This is a genomic window from Streptomyces sp. NBC_00335 (assembly GCF_036127095.1).
In the GTDB taxonomy this organism is placed as follows: domain Bacteria; phylum Actinomycetota; class Actinomycetes; order Streptomycetales; family Streptomycetaceae; genus Streptomyces.
This window is the reverse complement of record NZ_CP108006.1, coordinates 3,895,581-3,917,674: the sequence shown is the minus strand read 5'-3', so window position 1 is coordinate 3,917,674 and position 22,094 is coordinate 3,895,581. Positions and strand designations below refer to the sequence as shown.

The window sequence follows — 22,094 nt, the reverse complement described above, 5'->3', positions numbered from 1 at the left end:
CGAGGAGGCGGGGCGTGCGCAGGCTCCTGACCGTCCTCGCCCTCCCGGCGGCCCTCCTGCTGGGCCTCGGCCTGTACTGGTTCCAGCCGTGGAAGCTCTGGCAGGACGCCACCGTCAACGAGGCCCTCCCGGCGGCGGCCCCCACCGCCACAGCCACAGCCGCCGCCCCCGAACCCACCCGCTCGCCCGTGACCCCGCAGACCCTCGCCCAGGGCACGCTGATCAGCCACGAGCACACCACCACCGGCACCGCGAAGCTGATCCGGCTCCCGGACGGCTCCCACACCCTGCGCCTGGAGAACCTCGACACCAGCAACGGCCCCGATCTGCGCGTCTGGCTGACGGACGCCCCGGTGAAGGAGGGCACGGCGGGCTGGCGGGTGTTCGACGACGGCAAGTACGTCAGCCTGGGCAAGCTCAAGGGCAACAAGGGCGACCAGAACTACGCGATCCCGGCCGACGTGAACCCGTCCGACTACGGCAGCATCACCATCTGGTGCGACCGCTTCGACGTCTCCTTCGGTGCGGCGGCCCTCACGCGCGCGTGAGCGGAGGCCGCCATGTCACGCTTGTCCCCGTACCAAGGACGCCTCACGGGCGCGTCGGGATCGGGGGAACACCGTGGCGGGACCACAAGCACCGGCGAGCCGGCTCCCGGGGTACGCCGACCTGCTCGTCGACGCCTGCGCCACGGGCCGCCGCCTGACCCGCGCGGAACTGGAGTCCCGACGTGGGGAGGGGGAGCGGGCGGCGGAGGCCGGGCTGCCGCTCCGCGCGCTGATCCGCGATCACCTGGCCGCGGCGCAGCTCGTACGGCCCCTCCCCGCACCCGGTCCGCTCCTGGCGGCCGTCGAGCAGGCGGTGGACGCCTTCGTCGAGGGCTACGAACGTGCCCAGCACCAGGCCGTCCGCCAGGAGGAGGCGGCGCGCCGGGAGTTCATCGACGACCTCCTCTACGGCGGCAGCGACCTGGGCCGGCTGGCCGAACGTGCCGGGCGCTTCGGGCTGCGCCTCTCGCAGTCGCACGGCGTCGCCGTGGCCACCGGCCCCGAGACGTACGGTGACGGCTACCCCATGGCACGCGGGATCGAGTCGGCGGTCCTCGCCCGGTTCCCGGGCCGGCAGATCCTGCTGACCACGAAGGACGGCCGGCTGATCTGTGTGGCCCCGGGGGACCAGCCCGAGGTCCTGGAGTACTTCGCGAAGCGGGCGCACGCCGCCACCGACGGCGGCCGGGTCGGGATCGGCCGTTCGCACCCGGGCGCGGGCGGGGTCGTCCACTCCTACGAGGAGGCCCTGAACGCACTCGACCTCGCCCGGCGGATGGACCTGGACGGACCGGTGCTGCACGCGGGCGACCTGCTCGTCTTCCCGGTGCTGACCCGGGACCGGCAGGCCATGGCCGATCTGGTCGAGAGCACCCTCGGCCCCCTGCGCACCTCCCGCGGCGGCGCCCAGCCGCTCCTCGACACGCTCACCGCGTACTTCGACAGCGGCTGCGTGTCCACCGAGGCGGCCCGGCGCCTCTCGCTCAGCGTGCGCGCGCTGACGTACCGGCTGGAACGCATCCACACCCTCACCCGGGCCGACCCGGCCGACCCGCTGAACCGGTACACGCTCCAGACGGCGGTGATCGGCGCCCGGCTGCTGGGCTGGCCGGGCAGCGACGCGTGACCCGGGGCGCCGTGCGTTCCTGATCCGCCCGCGTCCCTGAGCCCCGTGCGTCAAAGAGACGTAAAGATTGCCGACGGCAGGCAATGCGCGGAGCACTCCCCAAGTGGCACGATGCCGGTGTCCGGCGGAAAGGCCACTCGGACGGGGAGGAGCGTCCATGGGCTTGTTTCTTGGTCTCGGCATTGCGGGCATCGCGCTGCTGGCCCTCTCCCTGCTCCTCGACGGCGTGCTGGAAGGCCTCTTCGACGGTGCGCTCAGCGCACTGTTCGACGGCTGGCTGTCCCTGCCGGTGCTCGCGGGCTTCGTGTCGATGCTCGGCTTCACCGGGGCGATCGTGCTCGGGACCACGGGGTTCGGGCCGGGCCCGGCGACCGCCGCGGGCGCCCTCGCGGGAGCCTGCGCGGGCTGGGCGACGTACCGCCTGAGCCGCAGCCTGATGCGGGACGGCGACGGGGCGGCCCCGCACCAGGACTCCCTCATCGGTTCGACCGGCACCGTGGTCACCTCGATCCCGGCCTCCGGCTACGGCGAGGTCCTCCTGCGCCTGGCCGGCCAGCCCGTGAAGTACGCGGCCACCGCCGAGGGTCCGCTGGCCCGCGGCGCGGAGGTGTGGGTGACGGCGGCTCCGTCGTCGACCTCCGTCAGCGTCCGCGCCGTCGAACACTGAGGAACCCGACCCGTTCCACCGCGCACGTCACCCCATCCACCACACCATCCACCACCCCATCCATCACCACCCCGTCCACCATCAGTCCATCACCGATCTGCCCCCACGGGGGAGGCAGGGGGGATCCGTCATGAGCCCAGTCGTCATCGCGGTCGTGGGAGTCGTCGTACTCCTCGTTCTGCTCGCCCTGGTCGTCGTCACGCGCTACAAGGTCGCCGGGCCCAGTGAGGCGTTCCTGATCACCGGCCGGCGCGGCAAGAGCTCCACCGACCCGGAGACCGGGCGGATATCCACCGACAACAGCGGCCAGAAGGTCGTGGTCGGCGGCGGAGTCTTCGTCGTCCCCTTCGTGCAGCAGCGCTACACCCTGGACCTCTCCAGCCGTCACATCCCCGTCGCCGTACGCGGCGCGGTCACCCTGCGCGGGATCAAGGCCAACCTCGAAGGCGTCGCGATCGTCAAGGTCGGCGGCAACGAGGACGCCATCCGGGCCGCCGCCCAGCGCTTCCTCCAGCAGCAGGACGGCATCGTCGGCTTCACCCAGGAAGTCCTCTCGGGCGCCCTGCGCGCCATCGTCGGCCGCATGTCGGTGGAGGACATCATCCGCGACCGTGCCGCCTTCGCGGGGCAGGTCGCCGAGGAGGCGGAGGCCAGCCTGTCCGGCCAGGGCCTGGTCCTGGACGCCTTCCAGATCCAGGACATCACCACCGAGGGCTCCTACCTCGAAGACCTCGGCCGCCCCGAGGCCGCCCGCGCCAAGCAGGAAGCCGACATCGCCGAGGCCAACTCCCGCCGCGCCGCCGAGCAGGCACGCCTGAAGGCCGAGGAGGAGATCGCGGTCGCCGAGCGCACCCTGTACCTGCGCCAGGCGGAGATCAAGGCCGAGACCGACGCGGCGGCCGCCCAGGCCAACGCCGCCGGCCCGCTCGCCGAGGCCGACCGTCAGCAGCAGATCCTCGCGGAGCAGGAGAAGGTCGCCGAGCGGCAGGCCGCCCTGACCGACCGCCAGCTCGACACCCAGGTCCGCAAGCCCGCCGACGCCCGCCGCTACGAGGCCGAGCAGGAGGCGGAGGCCAAGCGCGTGGCCCGCGTCAAGCAGGCCGAGGCCGAACGCCTCGCGGCCATCGCCGCCGCCCAGGGCGAGGCCGAGCGCGCCCGCCTCACGGGTGAGGGCGAGAAGCAGCGCCGCTCCGCCCTGGCCGAGGCCGAGGCCATCGAGGGCGCCAAGCGCGGTGAGGCCGAGCGCGCCCGCCGTGCCGCCATCGCCGAGGCCGTGCGCCTGGAAGGCGACGCCGAGGCCGCCGCCATCCTGGCCAAGGGATCGGCCGAGGCCGAGGCCATGCAGAAGAAGGCGGAGGCCTTCGAGACGTACGGCGATGCGGCCATGATCCAGATGATGGTCGAGGCACTCCCGAAGGTCGTGGCCAAGGCCGCGGAACCCCTCTCCGCCATCGACAAGATGACCGTCATCTCCACCGACGGCGCGAGCAAGCTCTCCCGTACCGTCACCGACAACGTCGCCCAGGGCATGGAGCTCCTCAGCTCCACCACCGGCGTCGACCTGGCCCAGCTCCTGAAGGGCCTCACCGCGGGCGCCCCGAAGGACTCCGCCACACCGGAGGCCGCCGCCTCCAACGGGAAGATCGAGATCACGGGCTGACCCCCTGCTGAAACGCCCGTGAGGCCCGCTGCCGAGCAGCGGGCCTCACGGCTGCGGCGGCCCGGTGGCGGAAGAATGATCCTCATGACGCCCCCCGCGACCCCGTCAGACCCCGAGACCCCGATGGACACCGTCACCCTGGAGCGCCGCATCGCGGCCCGCCCCGAAACCCTCTTCGCCCTTCTCACCGACCGGGAGAAGTGGCTGTCCTGGATGGGCGCCGACGGTACGTTCTCCTTCGAGCCCGGAGGCTCGTACCGCACCAGGGTCACCGGGGAGAACGTGGCGTCCGGCCGTTTCTTGACGCTCACCCCGCCGGAGCGGCTCGTCTTCACCTGGGGCTGGGAGGCGGGCACACCCCTGGCGGCCGGCTCCACCCGGGTGGAGATCACCCTCGAACCCACCCCCGCGGGCACCCTGCTCCACCTGATCCACAGCGGCCTGCCCACCTCGGAGGCGTGCGAGGCGCACGCGGAGCTCTGGCAGCACTACGTCGACCGCCTCGCGCTCCGCGCCGAAGGCGGCGACCCGGGCCCGGACCCGTGGGCGCGCCGGCCCGCGGGCTGACGCGGCCCGTCAGTGCCCCGATGCCAACTCGCCGCTGAGCTTTCCGTGCATCCGGGCACTGTCCTCGTTCAGCCCGGTGATCTCGACGCTCTTGCCGCGCCGGCGGTACCTCTCCTCGACGGCGTCGAGCGCCGCGACGGAGGACGCGTCCCAGATGTGCGCGCCGGAGAGGTCGATGACGACCCGGCCGGGGTCGCCCGCGTAGTCGAAGTGCCCGACCAGATCATTGGACGAGGCGAAGAACAGCGCGCCGGTGACCGAGTACACCACCATGCCCCCGTCGGGGTCGGTGACGGCGGTGACGTTCACGAGGTGTGCGACCCGCTTGGCGAAGACGACCATCGCGGTGACCGACCCGACGACGACGCCCACGGCCAGGTTGTGGGTGGCGACCACGCAGACAACGGTGACCACCATGACGGTGATCTCGCCGCCCGGCATGCGCTTCAGCGTCTTCGGCGCGATCGAGTGCCAGTCGAAGGTCGCGAAGCAGACCATCACCATGACGGCGACGAGCGCGGCCATCGGAATCTCGGAGACCACCGGCCCGAACACGATGCACAGCACCATCAGGAACGCACCGGCCAGGAAGGTGGACAGCCGAGTCCGGGCACCCGACACCTTCACGTTGATCATCGTCTGCCCGATCATGGCGCAGCCGCCCATGCCGCCGAAGAAACCGGTGACGATGTTCGCGACGCCCTGGCCCACGGACTCCCGCGTCTTGCTCGACCGCGTGTCGGTGATCTCGTCCACCAACTTGGCCGTCATCAGCGACTCCATCAGCCCGACCACCGCCATGGCCAGCGCGTACGGGGCGACGAGCGTCAGGGTGTCCAGCGTGAACGGCACGTCCGGCAGACCGGGAACGGGCAGCGAGGACGGCAGCGCCCCCTTGTCCCCGACGGTCGGCACCGCGATCCCCGCGGCGACCGTGATGCAGGTGAGGATGACGATGGCCACGAGCGGCGCCGGGACCACCTTGGTGACCTTCGGGAAGAACACCATCAGCGTCAGCCCGCCGGCGAGCAGCGGGTACACGGCCCACGGCACGTCCCGCAGCTCGGGAACCTGGGCCATGAAAACAAGAATGGCGAGGGAGTTGACGAAGCCGACCATCACCGACCGCGGCACGAACCGGATCAGCTTCGCCACCCCGAGCGCCCCGAGCACGATCTGGAACACCCCGGCGAGGATCACGGCCGCAACCAGGTACCCCAGCCCGTGCTCCCGGTTCAGCGGCGCGATCACGAGCGCCACGGCGCCGGTGGCGGCGGAGATCATCGCGGGCCGCCCACCGACGACCGAGATCACCACGGCCATCGTGAACGAGGAGAACAGCCCGATCGCCGGATCCACCCCGGCGATGACGGAGAACGAGATGGCCTCGGGTATCAGCGCCAGCGCGACCACCAACCCACCGAGCACCTCGGTCCGCAGCACCTTCGGCGAGAGCCACGACGGCGGCCGCCGAAGCCCGGGCAGCCGCGCGGACAGGGAAGCAGAAAAGGCAGACAAGAGCACGGACCTCAGGTTCGGCGAGCACACCCGAACCAACAGACGGGTGCGCGGAGAACAGTCTCCGGAAACACAGGAAGGGCCTGACCCGCGATGCGGATCAAGCCCTTGACCTGGTCTTACGAAGTCGGGGTGGCGGGATTTGAACCCACGACCTCTTCGTCCCGAACGAAGTACGGCCGGGCGCTGACGCTGGGCATTTGGAATCTCCGCAGGTCAGGGCATCGGTGTCCCGTGGTCTGAGTGAGTCTCGCAGCCCCCTTGAAGCAAGATCATCTCCCAGATTTCTCCCAGCGCCTGGGGCCGCCGCGCAAGCTTCGGGCACCTGATCGACGTGTACGGCATGAGGGTGGCTCTGGCGTTGTCGGCGAACTGAGGGCCGCACCCGCGGCGTGATGGCGGCTGACAGGGGCTGCGCGCACCGGGCAGTTTCTTACCGCGCCAGAGGAGACTTCGCATGAAGCAAGCTGCAGTGACGGCTGAGTGTGAGCTGTCGAGGAGCGGGACTCCTGCCAACGAGCCCGTGCGTGCCGTCTTCGAGCAGGGGACGCCGTCCGGCGCCGCCCCGGCGGTGTGCCGGGAGGTGAAGGGCAAAGTCAGGGTGCTCTATGACCCGAGCCGGCTGTCAGCCATCGAGGCCAGGGAGTACCTGGGAGAACGGACGGCCTTCACGGAAGGCGCGGAGCTCGACGCCGTCCGACGGACGTGTCAGGAAAACGACGGCGCATTCCGCAAGCTGATGGTGGCGTTTCTGGACCGCGTCGACTGTACTCAGGATGCTTTCGGCACCGCGCAGGAGTTCTCCCGCATCCTCGCCCTAGCGGAACTCCAAGGCTTCGCCGAGAAGCGGGTGCTCCGGATCGTGCGTGCCGATGGTCCCAACGCCCATCTACTGACCAAGGCCCTGGTGGTCGACGGCGTCCTCCTCGTCCCGCCATGCCAGAGTCCGCGGGACACATTGCGTGACGTCGTCGCAGCCGAAGCGGCGGTTGCTGTTCACTGAGGCCCGCCCTGCGGGGCCTACATGCTGGTCGTCCGGCTTGGTCTGCGAAGCGATGGCCAATGGGCGCTCTTACGGGTAGGCGGTGAGGGTGCCCACACTCCTGGGAGCAGGAGGGGAGGCCAAAGTGGGTGGACGAGGAGGTCGTCGCTCGACGGCCCGGCGGAGACGTGAGGCGAGGGTGCGGGCGGCGCTGGTCGTCGGCGGCGTCGGGGTGGTTCTGCTGGCGGTCTTCTGGGCGGAGATCTGGCCGTACGCGGCCGGGGCCGTTGGTGCCACCGTGGCGGGGGCCGGCGGCTGGCGGTTGTGGCGAACGGATCGGGTAATCCGGAGAGGCGACCGCCAGTGGCGCCACGAGGAGGCCGTCAAGGCCGGCCACCGTACGCTCGCGGAAGTCGACTCGATGACCGGTGGGGAGTTCGAGGACTTCGTGCTGGAGCTGTGCCGCCGCGATGGCTGCACCGAGCTCAAGCGGGTCGGAGGCTCGCACGACGACGGGGCAGATGTGCGAGGGCGGCTGCCGGACGGTCGGAGCATGGTGATCCAGTGCAAGCGGTACGCGCCGAAGCGCACGATCCCGAGCCGTGAGGTCCGGGATCTGCTCGGCGCTCGGGTGCATTTCGCCGCTGACGTCGCCATCTTCGTGACGACGACGTACTTCAGCGGCCCGTCCGTGCGCACCGCGGTGAAGAACGGGGTGCTCGCCATCCACCGAGACCACTTGGGGCTATGGAACAACGGCACCTCGGTGCTGTCCCTGAGCAACGTGAACGGCTCGGGCCAAGGCGATCGTCAGCACCGCGCGCGCCGCAAGGAGACGTACGGTTAGCCGAGTTGGTGGTTGTCGACCCCGTGGCCTCAGAACAGTGTCGGCTGGTCAGCTGGTTTGGGCTGCTCGGGCGGCGGCACATAGGGCAGCACGAGTGTCTCGGTTGTCACGCGGTGAGGTGTCGTCGTGACCGCCGAGGCGTCGCGCATCTGCCGGATCAAGTTGGTCACCTGGCCAGGCTTGTACACCGTTTCCAGCAAGGTGTAGGTCTTGAGCTCGGCAACGGTCATACCTTCCGGTGACCTGCTGACGTGCTCCAGCAGGATCCTGCGCAACGGCTCGGTATTCGGTTCCAGCTCCAGGGCGAGCTGCTGCTGCTGGGTGTCCTTGGGGTCGCGGTATCGGACGCCGTGGTCGCGGTCGACGCTCCACATGGCTTCCTTCATCTTCTCCAGGCCGAGTTCGTGGCGGGTGCCGAAGATGAGGTAGAGGACGTGGCCCTTCTCATCGACCATTTCGAAGGCGAGTGTGTGGGAGAACCCTGCCCGGCGAAGCGTGTCGCTGTACTGGTCCCGAAGGAACGCGAACTTCTGACCCGGGTGCTGCTGGAACACTCCTTGCCATTGTGTGCCGCCGAAGGCCGCGTCTCCGGCGCTCCTGTGCCTTTCGTCCTTCCCGGCGAACCGGGTGAGGAACGACGGGGCGAAGGTAACCATGACCTCTGTGCTGCGGTACCTGGCCAGCTCCTGCAGGAGCGTGAACGGGATGTCGGGTCCGCCGTAGCTGTCGAGGAGAACGAACAGAGGGCTGCCCAGGCATCCCTGCGCACGCAGCTGCTCTAGCAGAGTGGGATGGCATTCCCCGTGATGCGTGCTGACGCTGATACGCCGATTGACATCGCCGGAGTGCTCAGCACGTGCCTTACCGATCTGGGTCCGCAGTTCGGATTCCCGGCGCTTGTCGCCCTCGACGAGCACCATCCGGATGTGCTTGGGCCGGTGTTCGAGTACGCCGGCGAACACGTTGAAGGCGACGATCGGCGAACCAGGCTCCCCCTCGGAATACACGCCCGGGCCGGAGAACCCCTCCGCGTAGGCGATGCTGTCGTAGCGCGACAGCAGGATGGGAGCCCAGGGCTGTAAGTACTTCCTCAGGAGGTCGTGCTTCGCCGCCGTGTGCGGGTCCCTGTCCCACCACACGTCCTTGGGAACCACCATGTCCGCTCTCCCCCCGGTGCCCTCTGGTTACGCGATTCAGGGCAGAGGATCACACGGTGTGCTGGGCAGCGTCAGGTGGTCGAACGGCATTGGCCGGTTATCGCTGCTCAGGAAGCGATCGCGGGAATACGGTCCGGCATCTCACTCCAGATCTGGCCTTCGAGCTCGCGTCCGCCGGCCTTGGGTGTCCGGCCTCCCCACTGCTTGAAGAAGAACGGGACACTGGCCTCGTTGCAGAGGTCGCGGATCTCGATGACCCATTCCTCGTCGATCGGACGGTGGTTCGGGCCGGACTCCCCTCCTGCGATCACCCACCCGATCCCGTCGAGATCCAGTCCGGTGAGGGGTCCGAGCAGCGGCTCGCAGGAAAGGAAGCGGACGGCTGCCGGCACTTCCCGTAGGTCATCGACGCGATCAAGCTGGTCCGCGCTCTCCACTGACACGCCCATCCATAGGTTGGCCGGCCAGTCGAGCTGATCGGCCACTCGACGCAGTCGGAGGGCGCGCTTGGTCAGCAACTGATAGGTGTGCTGGGGTGTTTCCGCGATGACTTGGAAGACTTGCTTCACGAAGTCCAACGGAACCCGAGCATGGAACAGATCGCTCATCGAGTTCACGAAGACCATGCGCGGGGCTCTCCACTGCAACGGAACATCGAGGGCGTCCGGGTGGAGCGTGAGGCCAAATCCTGGTCCTGACGTGCGAGGATCCCCGTCATTCTGGTACTTGGCTGCGCCCATGGACTTCAGCCGCCGGGATAACGTCAGGGCGTAACAGTTGTCGCACCCAGGGGTTATCCGGTCGCAGCCTGTTGTCGGATTCCACGTGGCTTCGGTCCACTCGATGGAACTGCGATCACTCATGCGTGCCCTCCCTGCAATGAAGCGACATGCGGCACAAGGGCGCGCTCTACGTGCGCTTCGGCTGACCTGCGTAACGAGCGGCATGCCAACCTGGCACGCGGCCCGCCCCATCATTCACGGCGGACCTTCGTCCCGCATAGGGGATCAGGGGCCACGATCGATTTCGGGACGTCGCAGTCGCGGACCGTCGTTGTGCGGTCGACCCGGCATCGTCGGGGCACGTAAACCGTGGAGCGCCCGAGCCGCCTACGAGAACATGGTCGCGCGATAGTTGCTGCGGATTTCGGTTGAGGGCTCCCGGTCGCGGGTGAAGTGGATCTTCTTGGTGAGCAGGATGGCCCGTCGGTCCTGCTACGGCCTGATCCACATGCCGGTGCCGGGGAGCCGCAGTGGATCCAGATGTCCTGGCCGGACTCGGTGCCGGGTGCGGACTGTCAGAAGAGGCCGCGGGCCGGGGCGAGGCCGGCCGTGTTGTTTACCGCCCTGACTGGCACGGCGACTCACGGCCGCAGTTGGGAGACCGCGTCGCGGGCGGCGTCGATGGCTCCTGTACGGACGGCCTCGCGGTCGTCGTCACTGCGGGCGTACGTGATGGTGATCAGCATGTTGCTGCGGCGGAAGACGACCCGCGCAGTGATGTTCTTGCCAGGGTCGGTCGGCCCGAAGCGGAGGAAGGCTTCTTCACCGAGGCCAGGCAGGTCCTCCTGGGTGTCCTTCTCCCAGCCGCGTTCGTCGCCGCTGCGCTGTTCGCGGTAGTTCTCGCGGGCCAGGTCGACCGTGAGCCGTGACGCCCGCAGGTGGACGTTGGCCCGGTACACGCCCTTTTCCCGTGGGGCGGCCCAGGTGCACGACCCCAGGTCCTCGCGCCCGCCGTAGGACGTCGGCAGCAGCCGGTGGATGGTCTCGGGGGTCACGAGTGCGCAGTAGGAGGGATCGCGGGTGAACTCGCCGGCCTGACGTCGCTCCCACCAGCGCCACGACGTGACCGAGGCGCTGACTACGACGATCAGCAGGACCGCCGCTATCAGATGGCGGCGGGGGAGCTTGGGGGGTGTGGTCACGGCCGCAGCATAGGTGCCGAGAGTGGTTCGCGGTCCCGGAATTCTGTGCCCCCACGCCGTCGGCCGCACCGGCTCCGGGGTGCCGGCCGACGGCGTGTGTGCGTGGGGGGATCAGGCGTCGCCGTCGTGGGCGGCGCCGACCAGTTCCTCCAGGAGGTCCTCCATCGTGACGAAGCCGACCACCGTCCCGGTGGCCGCGGCGACGGCCGCGAGGTGGGTGCCGGCGTCGCGCATGGCGGTCATGGTGTCGTCGAGCGGGGTGTCGAGGGCGACCGTGATGACGGGACGCATGGCGCTGCGGGGGAAGGGTGCGGAGCGGTCGCCGGCGGCGAGGGCGTCCTTGATGTGGAGGTATCCCCAGATCTCCTGGCCCACGGGGCCGATGACGGGGAGGCGGGAGTAGCCGTGGTCGGCCGCTGTCCGTTCCAGGCGCCGGGGGGTGATGTCGCAGGGGACGGTGACCACCTTGTCGAGGGGGACCATCACCTCGCCGACCGGGCGGGTGCCGAGTTCCAGGGCATCCCGGAGCCGCTCACTGCCCTCGGGGGCGAGAAGGCCGGCGGCGCTGGAGTCCCTGACGAGGCGGGCGAGTTCCTCGTCGGTGAAGACGGAGCCCACCTCGTCCTTCGGCTCCACCTTCAGCAGCCGCAGCAGGGTGTTGGCGAAGGCGTTGATGCCGAAGACGAACGGCCGCAGGGCCCTGGTGAGGGCGACCAGCGGCGGGCCCAGCAGCAGCGCGGTCGGCGCCGGCGCTGCGAGCGCGATGTTCTTGGGGATCATCTCGCCGACGAGCATGTGCAGGTACGTCGCCAGGGTGAGTGCGATGACGAACGCGATCGGGTGGATCAGCCCCTCGGGCACCCCGATGGCGTGGAACGGAGGTTCCAGCAGGTGCGCGATGGCCGGCTCGGCGACCGCGCCCAGCACCAGGGAGGAGACGGTGATGCCGAGCTGGGCGGTGGCCATCATCGCCGAGAGGTGCTCAAGACCCCACAGGACGGTCTTCGCCCGCCGGTCGCCCTTGAGCGCGGCCGGTTCGATCTGGCTGCGCCGCACCGAGATCAGGGCGAACTCGGCGCCGACGAAGAAGGCGTTGGTGATCAGGGTGAAGGCACCGATCAGCAGCTGGATTACGGTCATCGGGCCTGCTCCTCATCGGTGGCGCTCTGCGCCGGCGCGGTGATCGACACACGATCGGCGCGGTGGTGGTCGATGTCGAGGACGGACAGCTCCCAGCCGTCCAGCTCCACGGTGTCGCCCTCGACGGGGATGCGCTCCAGGCGGGTCGCGATCAGCCCGGCGAGGGTCTCGTACGGGCCTTCGGGCGCGGTCAGTCCGAGTTCCTCCAGCTCGTCGACGCGGACGCTGCCGTCGGCCTCCCAGACCCTGCGGCCGTCCAGCTCGGGGCCTTCGACGAGGTCGGGTGCCTCGAACGGGTCGTGCTCGTCGCGGACCGAGCCGACAACTTCCTCGACGATGTCCTCGACGGTGGCGACGCCCGCGGTGCCGCCGTACTCGTCGATGATCACGGCCATGGTGTGGGCCTTGCGCAACCTGCCGAGGAGGATGTCGACGGGCAGTGAGTGCGGCGCCATCAACGCGGAGCTCATCAGGTCCGCGACGGTCGTCACCAGGCGGTCGTCCTCGTCGAGGTCGAGGACATCGCGGATGTGGATGGTGCCGACGACGTCGTCGAGGGTGTCGCGGTAGACGGGGAAACGGGACAGGCCCGTGGCCAGCGTCAGGGCCGCGGCATCGGCCGCGGTCGCGTGGAGCTCCAGGGCCTGGACGTCGACGCGCGGGGTCATGACGTTCTCGGCGGTCAGCTCGGCCAGGTGCAGGGTACGGACGAACAGCTCGGCGGAGTCCGCCTCGATCGCCCCGGCGCGGGCGGAGTGCCGGGCCAGCGCGACCAGCTCCTCCGGGGTGCGGGCGGAGGCCAGCTCCTCGGCGGGCTCCAGGCCGAAGCGCCGTACGAGGCGGTTCGCGGTGTTGTTCAGGTGCCGGATCAGCGGCCCGAAGGCGGCGGTGAAGGCTCGCTGCGGGCCGGCGACGACCTTGGCCACGGCCAGCGGCCGGGAGATCGCCCAGTTCTTCGGCACCAGCTCACCGACCACCATCAGGACGACGGTGGACATCGCGACGCCCAGCAGCGTTGCTGTGGTCGACACCGCGCCAGCCGGAAGGCCGACGGCCTGCAGCGGGCCGCGCAGCAGCGCGGACACGGACGGCTCGGCCAGCATGCCGATCACCAGCGAAGTCACGGTGATACCCAGCTGGGCACCCGAGAGCTGGAACGTCAGGCGCTTGGCGGCCTTCAGAGCGCCCTCGGCACCCCGCTCACCGGCAGCTGCGGCACGCTCCAGCTCACTACGCTCGACCGTGGTCAGAGAAAACTCGGCAGCGACGAACACCGCGCACGCCAGCGTCAGGACCAGCGCGAGAAGCAGCAGCAGCACTTCGGTCACCGTGCCACCCCCACTCCCGGCTCGATCATCTGCGGGCAGGACGTGGCACGGCTCGGACTAGGAGGTTCACCCATTGCGGGTCTGCTGCTCCTTCTTTCGTTCGGCGGTACCGTCTCCGGTCCGCGGATGGTTGTGGGGGAGTGTCCCCGATCCCATCGTAAAGGGTAGGCAAAGTCCCAGGCGGGGCGGGAGGAATTCCCCGAGGACGCCGGTAACGGCGACGGACATCATCTAGGACAGGCGGGGGCGACGCGCGACGGTCGTTCCGAAACGGGATCTCGCCTCAGGGTCCACGACGTCTGCGTCAATTCCGGACTTTCCCCGTTCCGCCACTACTGGTCGGGGGGCAAAGTGCCCACCTGCAGGCACTTCGTCGTCTGTAACCAGGCGGGCGGCGCCGAACTCGCCCGCTATGACCTCTCCGAGGACGCGGCCATTGAGACCGCGATGCTCTTCGGGGCGGCGAGGACGACGGCGATGGCGTCCGAGCGTACGGGGGCGGTGGTGCGGGGGCGGACAAGGAAGGAGGGCTGAGCCGAACCACCGTGGATGGGGAGGGTGGACCCGTGTCTGAGGCCGTGAGCGGACGCTCGGAAGGAGTGGGGCCTTCTTGAACGTTCCGCGTGTGTGGGTGCGCGGTAGCGTCCCTTGTGAGACCAATCGTGGAAGGGACGGCCACCGGATGCCGCACAGCACTGACCTTGTCGACGGGCGTGAACAGCTCGGCCTGATCCTCGATTTCGCCGGGGTGCTCACCGCCAGCCCTCTCGCCGTCCACCGTGCGTGGTGCGTATCCGAAGGGCTGGCCCCTGAGGCGTGGCGCAGCACCCTCAACGATCACCCGGAGGGCCAGCGCCTGTACGCGGCCCTCGAGGTCGGGGAGATAGGGCAGGAGGAGTGGAACGAAGGGACCGCCCCTCTCCTGGGTGCGCACGTGGACCCGGTGAACCTGATGGGCCGGGCATGGGCCGGAGTGCCCGCGGCTCTCCGGATGGCTGCCCTCGCCCGTGCGGCACGCGCGGCTGGTCATCGGATTGCCCTGCTGTCCAACAGCTTCGGCCTGGACCCGTTCAACCCGTACGAGCACGTCGGAATCTGGGACCTGTTCGATGTGCACGTCGTCTCCGAGCTGGTCGGTATGGCCAAGCCTGATCCGGCGATCTATCGGCTGACCCTGGACCGCATCGGCCTGCCCGCCGAGCGGTGCGTGTTCGTGGACGACCACGCCGTGAACCTTCCGCCGGCCGCGGAGCTGGGAATCACCACCGTCCACGCCACCGATGAGGACGAGGCTGTTGCGGAGCTTGAGGCCCTTTTGGGGGTCAGCGCGGTTCTTGCCGCGTGACCCCAACTTGCGGCTGATCAAGGGCTGTCGGCCCCACTGCTCCTGCCAGTACCGTCCGTATGAGGCCAATCACACGGAGGTGCTGGAGCATGCAGTGGTCGGAGTACACCACCTCTGAGCGGTTGAAGACGCTGCGCGGCGGGATGACACAGGAGCAGTTAGCGGAAGCCGCCGCCGTGTCCGTCGGTGTGGTCCGCAAGCTGGAACGCGGCGGCACCGCGTCGCTCCCGTCGCTGCTGTCCATTGCCGACGCCCTCGGTACGGACATCGCCGTACTCCTCGGCCAGCAGGCACCCCGCCGGTCCATGGACCGCGACGAGCGGGCCGCTCTTCGGATGGTGTCTGCGGCCACCCATGACGCTGCCATCGGCATCCCCGCCGACGTCGAGCCGGGCACCGTTGAGGAGCTGCGCGCCGCCGTCCGCCGGGCGGACGAGGCCTACTGGGCAGGCCGGTACACCGAGCTCGGGACGCTCCTGGGCCAGCTCCTCCCCGAGGCAAAGGCCCGGTTCGATGTCGCCGACCACGCTGAGCGAGAGGCCGCTGGTGGTGTCCTGATCGACACCTTCCAGACGGCGGGTATGGCCGCCAACGTGCTGGGCTCACGCGATCTGGCCTACGCGGCGCTGACGTACGGCCGCCAGATCGCGGTGCAGGCCGGGGACGACCTCCGCGACGCCCACTTGGCCGCCACAACGGCGTGGGTCAACCTGCGCGATGGCCGCACCACGCAGGGGTTCTCCCTTGCCGCGGCGCAGGCCGACCGGATCGAGCCCAAGATGAGCGAGCACGACCCCGACCGGCTGAGCGTGTACGGGCAGCTCGTCACGAACGCCGCCGTGGCCGCATCACGAGGCGGTGCGAGCGCTGACAGCGCCCGCGAGTACCTCTCCCAGGCCCACGCTGTGGCCGCCCGCATTGGGGATGAGCACGCCCGCGGTGACCACGCCCAGCCGTACGGGCCCATGTACGCCGCCACACAGGCCATGAGCATCGCCGTGGCCCTCGGCGACACCTCCGGCGCACTGCGCCTCATGGACACCGTCCGCTTGGACGACTCCGTGCCGCTGGCCACCCGCGCCCGCTATGGCTTGGACGTTGCCCTCACCCACGTGGAGTGCCGCCGCTGGGAGGCTGCCGCCGACACCCTCGAAGCCGTCTGCACGATGGCCCCCGGCTGGGTGCGCCACCAGATGCTCCCCGGCGTCATCATCGGCCGGCTCGCCGGAGTCTCCGTCGGGCGTCTCCGCGGTCTCGCCAACGTCGCCGGGGTCCCCCTCGGGGTGCGCTGACCCGCGGCCCAACTACCACGCCCCGTAGCAGTCGGCAGGCCGCCACCTGCCCGACTACTACGGGGCGTTGCACATGCTCGACCGCCAGGCCCTACGCTGCCACGCCCCGTGGCACCGGAACCCGGCACGGACTGTCGTCGCTGCCACGGGTCGTGTCTGGGCCCGCGTACCTCTACGCAGCAGCCTTATGGGCATGCCGAACAACCCGATCGGCGGCCTCGGGCACGTACCCGTCGCCGTCTACACCTGCTCTGCTACCGCCACTGCCGTCCGAGACGGCGAGAAGCGCGGTCGCCACTACGCCGACGCCCGCCACTGGCACGTTGCCGGAGCGTGGTCCGATACCGACCCTGCGGTGCTGCTCGACGAGCGGCCCGGTTGGCAGGCCATAACGACCGCCCTGTCCACCGGGATGATCCGGGGAATCATCGTCAGCTCACTCTCCCATGTCGCTGCCGACACCGCACAGTTCGCCGGCCTCGGTGTCCTCATCCGAGACCGGGGTGGGTTCCTCGTGCATGCCGCTGACGTCGTGCCCCGCCGCACCCTCGGACAGCTGCAGCGGCGCCGCGATGTTGCCGACGCCTCCTCGGGGTGGTCCCCGTGGGAAGACACGCCACAGGTAGACACCCCATGAACACCAGGCGCCTCTGGTCGACCGCGGCCGACAACATCGAGCACGCCCGATGAAGCAGCAATTAGCGGTCCTGGCCTACGTCATCGCCGTCACCACCCTGGTCCTTGCCCTGGCCATCGCCGGAACCCCGGACTACTGAGACATCGGAGGAGCGACATGACCCGCACTGCGAACCGTGGCTTCAACCACCGGCAGGCGATGAGCGAGGAGTGGTTCCGTACCCGGGTTCTCCCCCGCATATCCGGCCTACGGTTCCTCCCGTACCAGGTACGGCAGATGAGACGCGAGCACCTCCCCACGATGCTGCGCGACAACGGCCGGAAGAGCATGGCCCGTATCGCCGGGGATCTGGTGATGGTCTCCGCGCGTTGGCGCTGCCTGCCCTTCCACTACTTCCGCTACGGCGGGTACAGGCGCGAGGTGTCTGCCGAGCGGGCGTGTGCGTACCTGCCGGAGACCGCCTTGTTCCACCGCCTCCTTCCCCGCGTGAACCGGGACACCATCGACCTGGACGACAAGGTGGTCTGCAAGAAGATCCTTGCTTCCGCCGGCATCCCGCAGCCCCCACTGATCGCGAGCGGCAACGGCTGTGCAGGCGTCACCTCCGATGGCGATGAGGTTTCGCTGGAGGCCGTCCTCGATCACGCTTCCGGCTCTGGGCGCGTGGTGGTCAAGCCCTCCCGCTACTCCAGCGGCGGCTCCGGAGTCGTGATCGTGCGGCCCGGCGAGGACGCCTTCGATCTCGTGGCCTACGCGCAGCGGTGGGGCACCTGGCTGGTCGAGTACCACGTACCGCAGCACCACGACCTGGACGTGCTGAACCCGTACGCGCTCAACACCTTCCGGGTCGTCACCCTGCTGACCGAGGGCACCGCCGAGGTGCTCTACACGATGCTGAAGCTCGGTGGCGTCGACAGCACGACGGACAACTCGGCCGACGGCGGCTTGCAGATCCGGGTGCACTCCGACGGGGCACTGGACCGCCACGGCTACGACCGGTACCTCAACGCCCAGACGCGCCACCAGGCCAGCACCGTGCCGTTCGCCGGCCACAAGGTCTCCCACATCGGCGAGGTCCGCGAGCTGGCCGCCCGCTGCGCCCGCCTGTTCCCGCAGGTCCCCTTCATCGGCTGGGACATCGCAGTCACTCCGGGGGGCCCGGTGGTCATCGAGGGGAACAGCAGCCCTTCGCTCGCACACATCCAGCGCACCCACGGCGGTGTCGCTCCGGATCTCGTCCCGGCGCTCCGCGCCGTGATGGATCGCCCGATCATCTGACAAGGGAGTTCTCGTGGAAGACCTGAAAATGCAGGCCCGCGCCGCAGCCGCCGGCCTCCTCGACACCCTCCAGTCCATGCCCGAGGTCCAAGCGCTCTACGTCCTCTCCTCCTCTGCAGACGCGCCCAACAACGTCACACGGTTCAGCACCGACTCCGACTTCGACCTCGCCGTCGTCCTCGACGTCCCGCTCAAGGAGGACGAGTGGAGGCCCTCCCCGGCGGACACGTACGCCCTGGTCCGCGAACGGCTCCCCGCCTGGGTCCCCGAGTTCAGCTTCTACCTGCCGGTTCCCTGGGGGCGCATGGAGGTCAACGTCCACCAGCTCCTGTTCCAGTACGAGGCCGACCCGCGCACGACGTGGAACAGCGACAAGTGCGACGCCTACGCGAACAAGGGCGAACCGCTGCTCGACCGCGAGAACGCCTTCGAGGCGCTGATCCTCCGCAAGACGAAAGAGCAGCTCTGGCGGCTGGAGGGCGAGACCCACCGGCTCCACAACCGGATCACCTGGGACGTGCGCGAGATCCCCCTGCGCATGGCGCGCCGCGTCGGGACCCCCACCGGCCACTTCGTCCTGTCGGGCGCCCTGGACGAGATCGTGGACTGGCTGTACGCCCGCTCGGGCCGGCTGCTGCCGAACATGAAGTGGAAGCTCCATTCCCTCGGCGCACTGGGCCTGATCAGCACCGAGCAGGAAAACCTCCTGATCGAGGCCCAGCAGTGCGACCCCCTGTCGATGGTCGACCTGGAGCGCCGGTGCGAGGCCCTGGAGGCGTTCTGCCGCTCGGCCGGAATGGACCTGAGTACCCGGGCCATCGAGACCGTGCGCAAGGCGTACCAGCGGGCCAACCACCACATTCTCGGGGAACAGGCATCCGTCTTCGCTGACCGCCCCTTCCCCCGATTCGTCTCCTGAGGTGAGTACGACGATTCCAATTAGACGCTGTTGTCAGCACGTCAGTACGCTGCGTGATCCGCTCACCCAGGAGGAACGATGGCGATCAAGGTCCACAACACACTGACCGGACGGACGGAGGATTTCCGCCCCGAGCGGGAGACCGAGGTGCGGATGTTCGTGTGCGGACCTACCGTCTACGGCCCCAGCCACGTCGGGCACGCGAAGACCTACACGCAGTTCGACTTCATCGCCGCGTACCTGGAAGCGAGCGGCTACAAGGTCACCTACCTCCAGAACATCACCGACGTGGACGACAAGATCATCCGGCGTTCCCGGGAGGAGAACGTGCCTCCGGAGGACATCGCGGCCCTGTTCGAGAAGCAGTACCTGGAGGACATGGCCGCGCTGGGGAACACCCGCGTCGATGTCCACGCACGTGCCCACGACCACATCGACGCGATCGTGGACCAGGTCAAGAGGCTCATCGCCCGCGGCCACGCTTACCAGCTCGATGACGGCTGGTACTTCGACCTGGCCTCGTTCCCGGCATACGGCAAGCTCTCGGGCCGCACCGACCTGCGCCCCGAGGACTCGGTCTCGCGGATCGACGACCACTCCAAGAAGCGCAGCCCTGGCGACTTCGCTCTGTGGAAGGGGCGCAAGGACGGCGAACCGTTCTGGGAGACCGAACTGGGGCCGGGCCGACCGGGCTGGCACATTGAGGACACCGCGATCACGGAGACCTTCTTCGGCCCCTCGTACGACCTGCACGGCGGCGCCGTCGATCTCATCTTCCCCCACCACGAAGCCGAGGTGGCTCAGATGGAGGCCGCCTCCGGGATCGAGCCCCTGGCGCGCTACTGGATGCACACCGGCCTCCTGCGCGTCGACGGCGACAAGATGTCGAAGAGCACCGGGAACTTCCTCACCATCCGCGACGCGCTCGCCCGCACGGACTCCCGCACTCTGCGGTACGCGTTCCTCTCCCAGCACTACCGCTCCTCCATGGAGCTGAACGACTCCACGCTGGAGCAGGCCCGAGCAGCACGCCGCCGGATCGAGAACTTTGCCCGGACCATCGACCCCGCGCACACGGATAGCCCGGCGAACACCTCACGGGCGTCCGACACCTGGAAGGAGATGCGCGAGCACCTGGACGACGACTTCGACACCCCGGGCGCCCTGGCCGTCCTCTTCCAGTTCATCCGCGAGCAGAACCGTACGCAGGAACCGTCCGGGCCGGCCTCCCTGCGGCTGATCCAGGACGTCAACGACCTCTTCGGAACCTTCGACATCGCCGACGCGGACCAGGGCGATACCGCTGTCGACGACCTCGTCAAGGAACGCGACCGGCTCCGCGCGGCGAGGAACTTCGCCGAGGCCGACGTGATCCGCGACCAGCTCGTCAAGCAGGGCATCACCCTCGAAGACTCGCCCGAAGGCACCCGCTGGTGGAAGGAAAAGACCCAATGACCTGGAAGACCCGGTTACCCCTTCTCGCAGAGAGCGTCATCCCCCTCAGCCTCTGCGGCGCCCTGATGGACCACGTGAAGAGCGAGACCGCCCGGCCGCGCACCTTCCAGGGCGTCATCGACGAGGCGCTGCGCAAGAGCGAGTACGTGGAGATCCCGCGGGCGCTGGAGGAAGCGGTCATCTCCCACTGCGTCCCCTACATCCGCGACCACTTCCAGGCCGTTCCGAAGCGGATACCCACCCAGCCGGCGGTCGTCTACCGCTACGGTCCTGGCGTCGGGTTCGTGGCGCACCACGACGAGGTCACCGAGGTCGAGCGCGAGCGGGCCCGGACTAACGGACAGCCCGTCGTCGGCGGCGACCTCACCCTGCTCGTCTGGCTCAACACGCCGGACTCCTACTCCGGCGGCGAGCTGTTCTTCGAGAACCCGGCCCAGGAGATCAAGCCTCCCTGCGGCACCCTGGTCGCCTTCCCGGCCACCCGCGACCACATTCACGGCGTACGGCCGATCACGCGGGGAGAGCGCATCACCCTCGTCATCCGCACCGATGCCGAGAGCCTTGAGGGCCGCCGTACCGCGGCGATCGCCGTCGAAGGCGTCGCGGCTCACCGTTGACTCGCCAGCAGCGATGTCTCGGCCAGGGCACGTGGACCCTGGTGGGAAATGACCCGGCCAGGACAGTGCAACAGCCTCGGGGCCAACGCGTTTCTGCGTTGGCCCCGAGGCTGTTAGCGGTGTTAGGCGGCCCTGGTGGTCAGGTCTGTGCCGAGTGCGTGTGCTTCTGGAGTGAGGCTGATGGCGCGGTGTGCTGAGCGGGTACAGCCTCGTACATCGGTACGGCGGTTAACGCTAAGCCGGTGATCATGCGGTCGGGTCCGTCATCGCCACCCGCGACGGGGAAGTCATGTTCCGTGCCTCCTTCTCCCTGCTCATCCGCGAAGTCGGCCTCAGTCACCCCGACCTGGCGGAAGCGAAGCTGGCACTGCGCGCCAACTGCGCAGCATGCCCGGCCTCCTCTTGGTCGCCTCCAGAATCGAACAAACCTCAAAATATGACGCTGACCTGACGTAGGGTCAGGTGTGTACGTGGACCTGCATCAGCCGTGCACGAACACGAGGGGATCCCTGTGAAACCCACCCACCCCGTTCCACGGGCAAGACGCCGATTGCCCCGGCCGCTCGGCGCCCTGATCGCCTTCGGCGCAGCCTTGATTCTGGTGTTCAGCTCCGCCACCGCCGCCCAGGCGCACGTCGTGTACCAGTCCGACGAGGTGTGGGCCAACACCGACTCCTCGAAGTGCCTGTACACCTATGCGGAGGTCTCCCACGGCGGCGGAGGAGGCTACGCCAAGTCCTATGGGCTGGCCTCCTCCGGCATCCCTCTCGCCCAGGCGTGCGTCCTGATCTGGAACCGGAACCCCGGCGACCTCAAGACCGCATGGCAGTACTACATCTGGGACGGCACCGATTGGGGTGTGTGCGTACAGCTCCTGGGCACCCAGTACCCGGACGGCACCTGGAGCGGCTACGCCAACACCAAAGAGGACTCCAGGATGACCCTCGCCTGGAACTTCGGGATCGCGCCGCCCTGCGGTGGCGGCTACTACGGCACGCTTGGCGTGTCGAACGTCTACTACGGCGGTACCTGGTACGGGACCGACGTTCTCATGTGGTCTGGAAATCAGTACATCGAGCCGTAGCCT

21 protein-coding genes and 1 pseudogene are annotated in these 22,094 nt (G+C 69.0%); 16 read left to right on the top strand and 6 right to left on the bottom strand.

The features are described 5' to 3' along the window. The first annotated feature begins 14 nt into the window (after positions 1–14). From OHA37_RS17450 to OHA37_RS17430, 5 genes are all read left to right on the top strand, one after another. Positions 15–548 (top strand): DM13 domain-containing protein, encoded by a 534-nt coding sequence (locus tag OHA37_RS17450; RefSeq protein ID WP_266912878.1) that lies wholly within the window; start codon positions 15–17, stop codon positions 546–548. A gap of 73 nt (positions 549–621) precedes the next feature. Next, positions 622–1,674 (top strand): PucR family transcriptional regulator, encoded by a 1,053-nt coding sequence (locus OHA37_RS17445; protein ID WP_266906239.1) that lies wholly within the window; start codon positions 622–624, stop codon positions 1,672–1,674. Between the two features lie 157 nt (positions 1,675–1,831). Next, entirely contained in the window at positions 1,832–2,341 is a 510-nt protein-coding gene (locus OHA37_RS17440; RefSeq protein WP_266906237.1) for a hypothetical protein, read from the top strand. Between the two features lie 130 nt (positions 2,342–2,471). Beyond that, positions 2,472–4,001, top strand: a complete 1,530-nt coding sequence (locus OHA37_RS17435; protein WP_266906235.1) for a flotillin family protein — start codon at positions 2,472–2,474, stop codon at positions 3,999–4,001. Between the two features lie 84 nt (positions 4,002–4,085). Next, on the top strand, positions 4,086–4,568 hold the full coding sequence (locus OHA37_RS17430) for an SRPBCC family protein (RefSeq protein WP_266906233.1): 483 nt from the start codon (positions 4,086–4,088) through the stop codon (positions 4,566–4,568). A gap of 9 nt (positions 4,569–4,577) precedes the next feature. Here OHA37_RS17430 and OHA37_RS17425 read toward each other — a convergent pair whose 3' ends face one another. Next, positions 4,578–6,086, bottom strand: a complete 1,509-nt coding sequence (locus OHA37_RS17425) for a SulP family inorganic anion transporter (RefSeq protein WP_266906231.1) — start codon at positions 6,084–6,086, stop codon at positions 4,578–4,580. A 457-nt stretch (positions 6,087–6,543) separates the two neighbouring features. Here OHA37_RS17425 and OHA37_RS17420 point away from each other — a divergent pair, with 457 nt between their 5' ends. Then, positions 6,544–7,089: a hypothetical protein gene (locus OHA37_RS17420; RefSeq protein ID WP_266906229.1), complete on the top strand. Its 546-nt coding sequence runs from the start codon at positions 6,544–6,546 to the stop codon at positions 7,087–7,089. Positions 7,090–7,267: 178 nt separating this feature from the next. Then, positions 7,268–7,915 carry a restriction endonuclease gene (locus OHA37_RS17415; protein ID WP_266906227.1) on the top strand — a complete coding sequence of 216 codons (648 nt, stop codon included), beginning with the start codon at positions 7,268–7,270 and terminating at the stop codon, positions 7,913–7,915. Positions 7,916–7,944: 29 nt separating this feature from the next. Here the strand turns inward: OHA37_RS17415 and OHA37_RS17410 are convergent, their stop codons facing one another. From OHA37_RS17410 to OHA37_RS17390, 5 genes are all read right to left on the bottom strand, one after another. Continuing rightward, positions 7,945–9,072, bottom strand: a complete 1,128-nt coding sequence (locus tag OHA37_RS17410) for a three-Cys-motif partner protein TcmP (RefSeq protein ID WP_266906225.1) — start codon at positions 9,070–9,072, stop codon at positions 7,945–7,947. Positions 9,073–9,179: 107 nt separating this feature from the next. Beyond that, a complete protein-coding gene (locus tag OHA37_RS17405) occupies positions 9,180–9,935 on the bottom strand; it encodes a DUF5131 family protein (RefSeq protein ID WP_266906223.1) in 756 nt (251 codons plus the stop codon). 500 nt (positions 9,936–10,435) lie between these two features. Further along, positions 10,436–10,996 (bottom strand): hypothetical protein, encoded by a 561-nt coding sequence (locus OHA37_RS17400; RefSeq protein WP_266906221.1) that lies wholly within the window; start codon positions 10,994–10,996, stop codon positions 10,436–10,438. Positions 10,997–11,107: 111 nt separating this feature from the next. After that, positions 11,108–12,136: a hemolysin family protein gene (locus OHA37_RS17395; protein WP_266906219.1), complete on the bottom strand. Its 1,029-nt coding sequence runs from the start codon at positions 12,134–12,136 to the stop codon at positions 11,108–11,110. Next, complete coding sequence (locus tag OHA37_RS17390; RefSeq protein ID WP_266906217.1) at positions 12,133–13,464, bottom strand: hemolysin family protein; 1,332 nt, start codon at positions 13,462–13,464, stop codon at positions 12,133–12,135. The genes OHA37_RS17395 and OHA37_RS17390 overlap by 4 nt, the downstream gene beginning before the upstream one ends. A gap of 375 nt (positions 13,465–13,839) precedes the next feature. On the opposite strand from OHA37_RS17390, the pseudogene OHA37_RS17385 reads away from it, so the two are divergent. The 9 genes and pseudogenes from OHA37_RS17385 to OHA37_RS17345 form a co-directional block, all read left to right on the top strand. Continuing rightward, positions 13,840–13,923, top strand: a pseudogene (locus tag OHA37_RS17385) (chemical-damaging agent resistance protein C); the annotation flags it as partial. A gap of 223 nt (positions 13,924–14,146) precedes the next feature. Continuing rightward, positions 14,147–14,809, top strand: a complete 663-nt coding sequence (locus OHA37_RS17380; RefSeq protein ID WP_266906215.1) for an HAD-IA family hydrolase — start codon at positions 14,147–14,149, stop codon at positions 14,807–14,809. A gap of 89 nt (positions 14,810–14,898) precedes the next feature. Next, positions 14,899–16,101, top strand: a complete 1,203-nt coding sequence (locus tag OHA37_RS17375) for a helix-turn-helix domain-containing protein (protein ID WP_266906213.1) — start codon at positions 14,899–14,901, stop codon at positions 16,099–16,101. 193 nt (positions 16,102–16,294) lie between these two features. Beyond that, the gene (locus OHA37_RS17370; RefSeq protein WP_266906211.1) at positions 16,295–16,738 is read left to right on the top strand and encodes a hypothetical protein; all 444 of its coding nucleotides are present in this window, start codon (positions 16,295–16,297) and stop codon (positions 16,736–16,738) included. 156 nt (positions 16,739–16,894) lie between these two features. Beyond that, a complete protein-coding gene (locus tag OHA37_RS17365) occupies positions 16,895–18,016 on the top strand; it encodes a sugar-transfer associated ATP-grasp domain-containing protein (RefSeq protein ID WP_266906209.1) in 1,122 nt (373 codons plus the stop codon). Positions 18,017–18,029: 13 nt separating this feature from the next. Beyond that, on the top strand, positions 18,030–18,935 hold the full coding sequence (locus tag OHA37_RS17360; RefSeq protein WP_266906207.1) for a hypothetical protein: 906 nt from the start codon (positions 18,030–18,032) through the stop codon (positions 18,933–18,935). Between the two features lie 78 nt (positions 18,936–19,013). Further along, on the top strand, positions 19,014–20,390 hold the full coding sequence (gene cysS, locus OHA37_RS17355) for a cysteine--tRNA ligase (protein ID WP_266906205.1): 1,377 nt from the start codon (positions 19,014–19,016) through the stop codon (positions 20,388–20,390). Continuing rightward, a complete protein-coding gene (locus OHA37_RS17350; RefSeq protein ID WP_266906203.1) occupies positions 20,387–21,007 on the top strand; it encodes a 2OG-Fe(II) oxygenase in 621 nt (206 codons plus the stop codon). Before cysS ends, OHA37_RS17350 begins: the two co-directional genes overlap by 4 nt. A gap of 601 nt (positions 21,008–21,608) precedes the next feature. Continuing rightward, positions 21,609–22,091, top strand: a complete 483-nt coding sequence (locus tag OHA37_RS17345; protein ID WP_266906201.1) for a hypothetical protein — start codon at positions 21,609–21,611, stop codon at positions 22,089–22,091. Positions 22,092–22,094: the final 3 nt, after the last annotated feature.

Coding starts and splice junctions, on each gene's coding strand:
- OHA37_RS17440 (WP_266906237.1), top strand. CDS start 1,832: ATGGGCTTGTTTCTTGGTCTCGGCATTGCGGGCATCGCGCTGCTGGCC.
- OHA37_RS17435 (WP_266906235.1), top strand. CDS start 2,472: ATGAGCCCAGTCGTCATCGCGGTCGTGGGAGTCGTCGTACTCCTCGTT.
- OHA37_RS17430 (WP_266906233.1), top strand. CDS start 4,086: ATGACGCCCCCCGCGACCCCGTCAGACCCCGAGACCCCGATGGACACC.
- OHA37_RS17420 (WP_266906229.1), top strand. CDS start 6,544: ATGAAGCAAGCTGCAGTGACGGCTGAGTGTGAGCTGTCGAGGAGCGGG.
- OHA37_RS17410 (WP_266906225.1), bottom strand. CDS start 9,072: ATGGTGGTTCCCAAGGACGTGTGGTGGGACAGGGACCCGCACACGGCG.
- OHA37_RS17405 (WP_266906223.1), bottom strand. CDS start 9,935: ATGAGTGATCGCAGTTCCATCGAGTGGACCGAAGCCACGTGGAATCCG.
- OHA37_RS17395 (WP_266906219.1), bottom strand. CDS start 12,136: ATGACCGTAATCCAGCTGCTGATCGGTGCCTTCACCCTGATCACCAAC.
- OHA37_RS17380 (WP_266906215.1), top strand. CDS start 14,147: ATGCCGCACAGCACTGACCTTGTCGACGGGCGTGAACAGCTCGGCCTG.
- OHA37_RS17375 (WP_266906213.1), top strand. CDS start 14,899: ATGCAGTGGTCGGAGTACACCACCTCTGAGCGGTTGAAGACGCTGCGC.
- OHA37_RS17370 (WP_266906211.1), top strand. CDS start 16,295: ATGCCGAACAACCCGATCGGCGGCCTCGGGCACGTACCCGTCGCCGTC.
- OHA37_RS17365 (WP_266906209.1), top strand. CDS start 16,895: ATGACCCGCACTGCGAACCGTGGCTTCAACCACCGGCAGGCGATGAGC.
- cysS (WP_266906205.1), top strand. CDS start 19,014: ATGGCGATCAAGGTCCACAACACACTGACCGGACGGACGGAGGATTTC.
- OHA37_RS17350 (WP_266906203.1), top strand. CDS start 20,387: ATGACCTGGAAGACCCGGTTACCCCTTCTCGCAGAGAGCGTCATCCCC.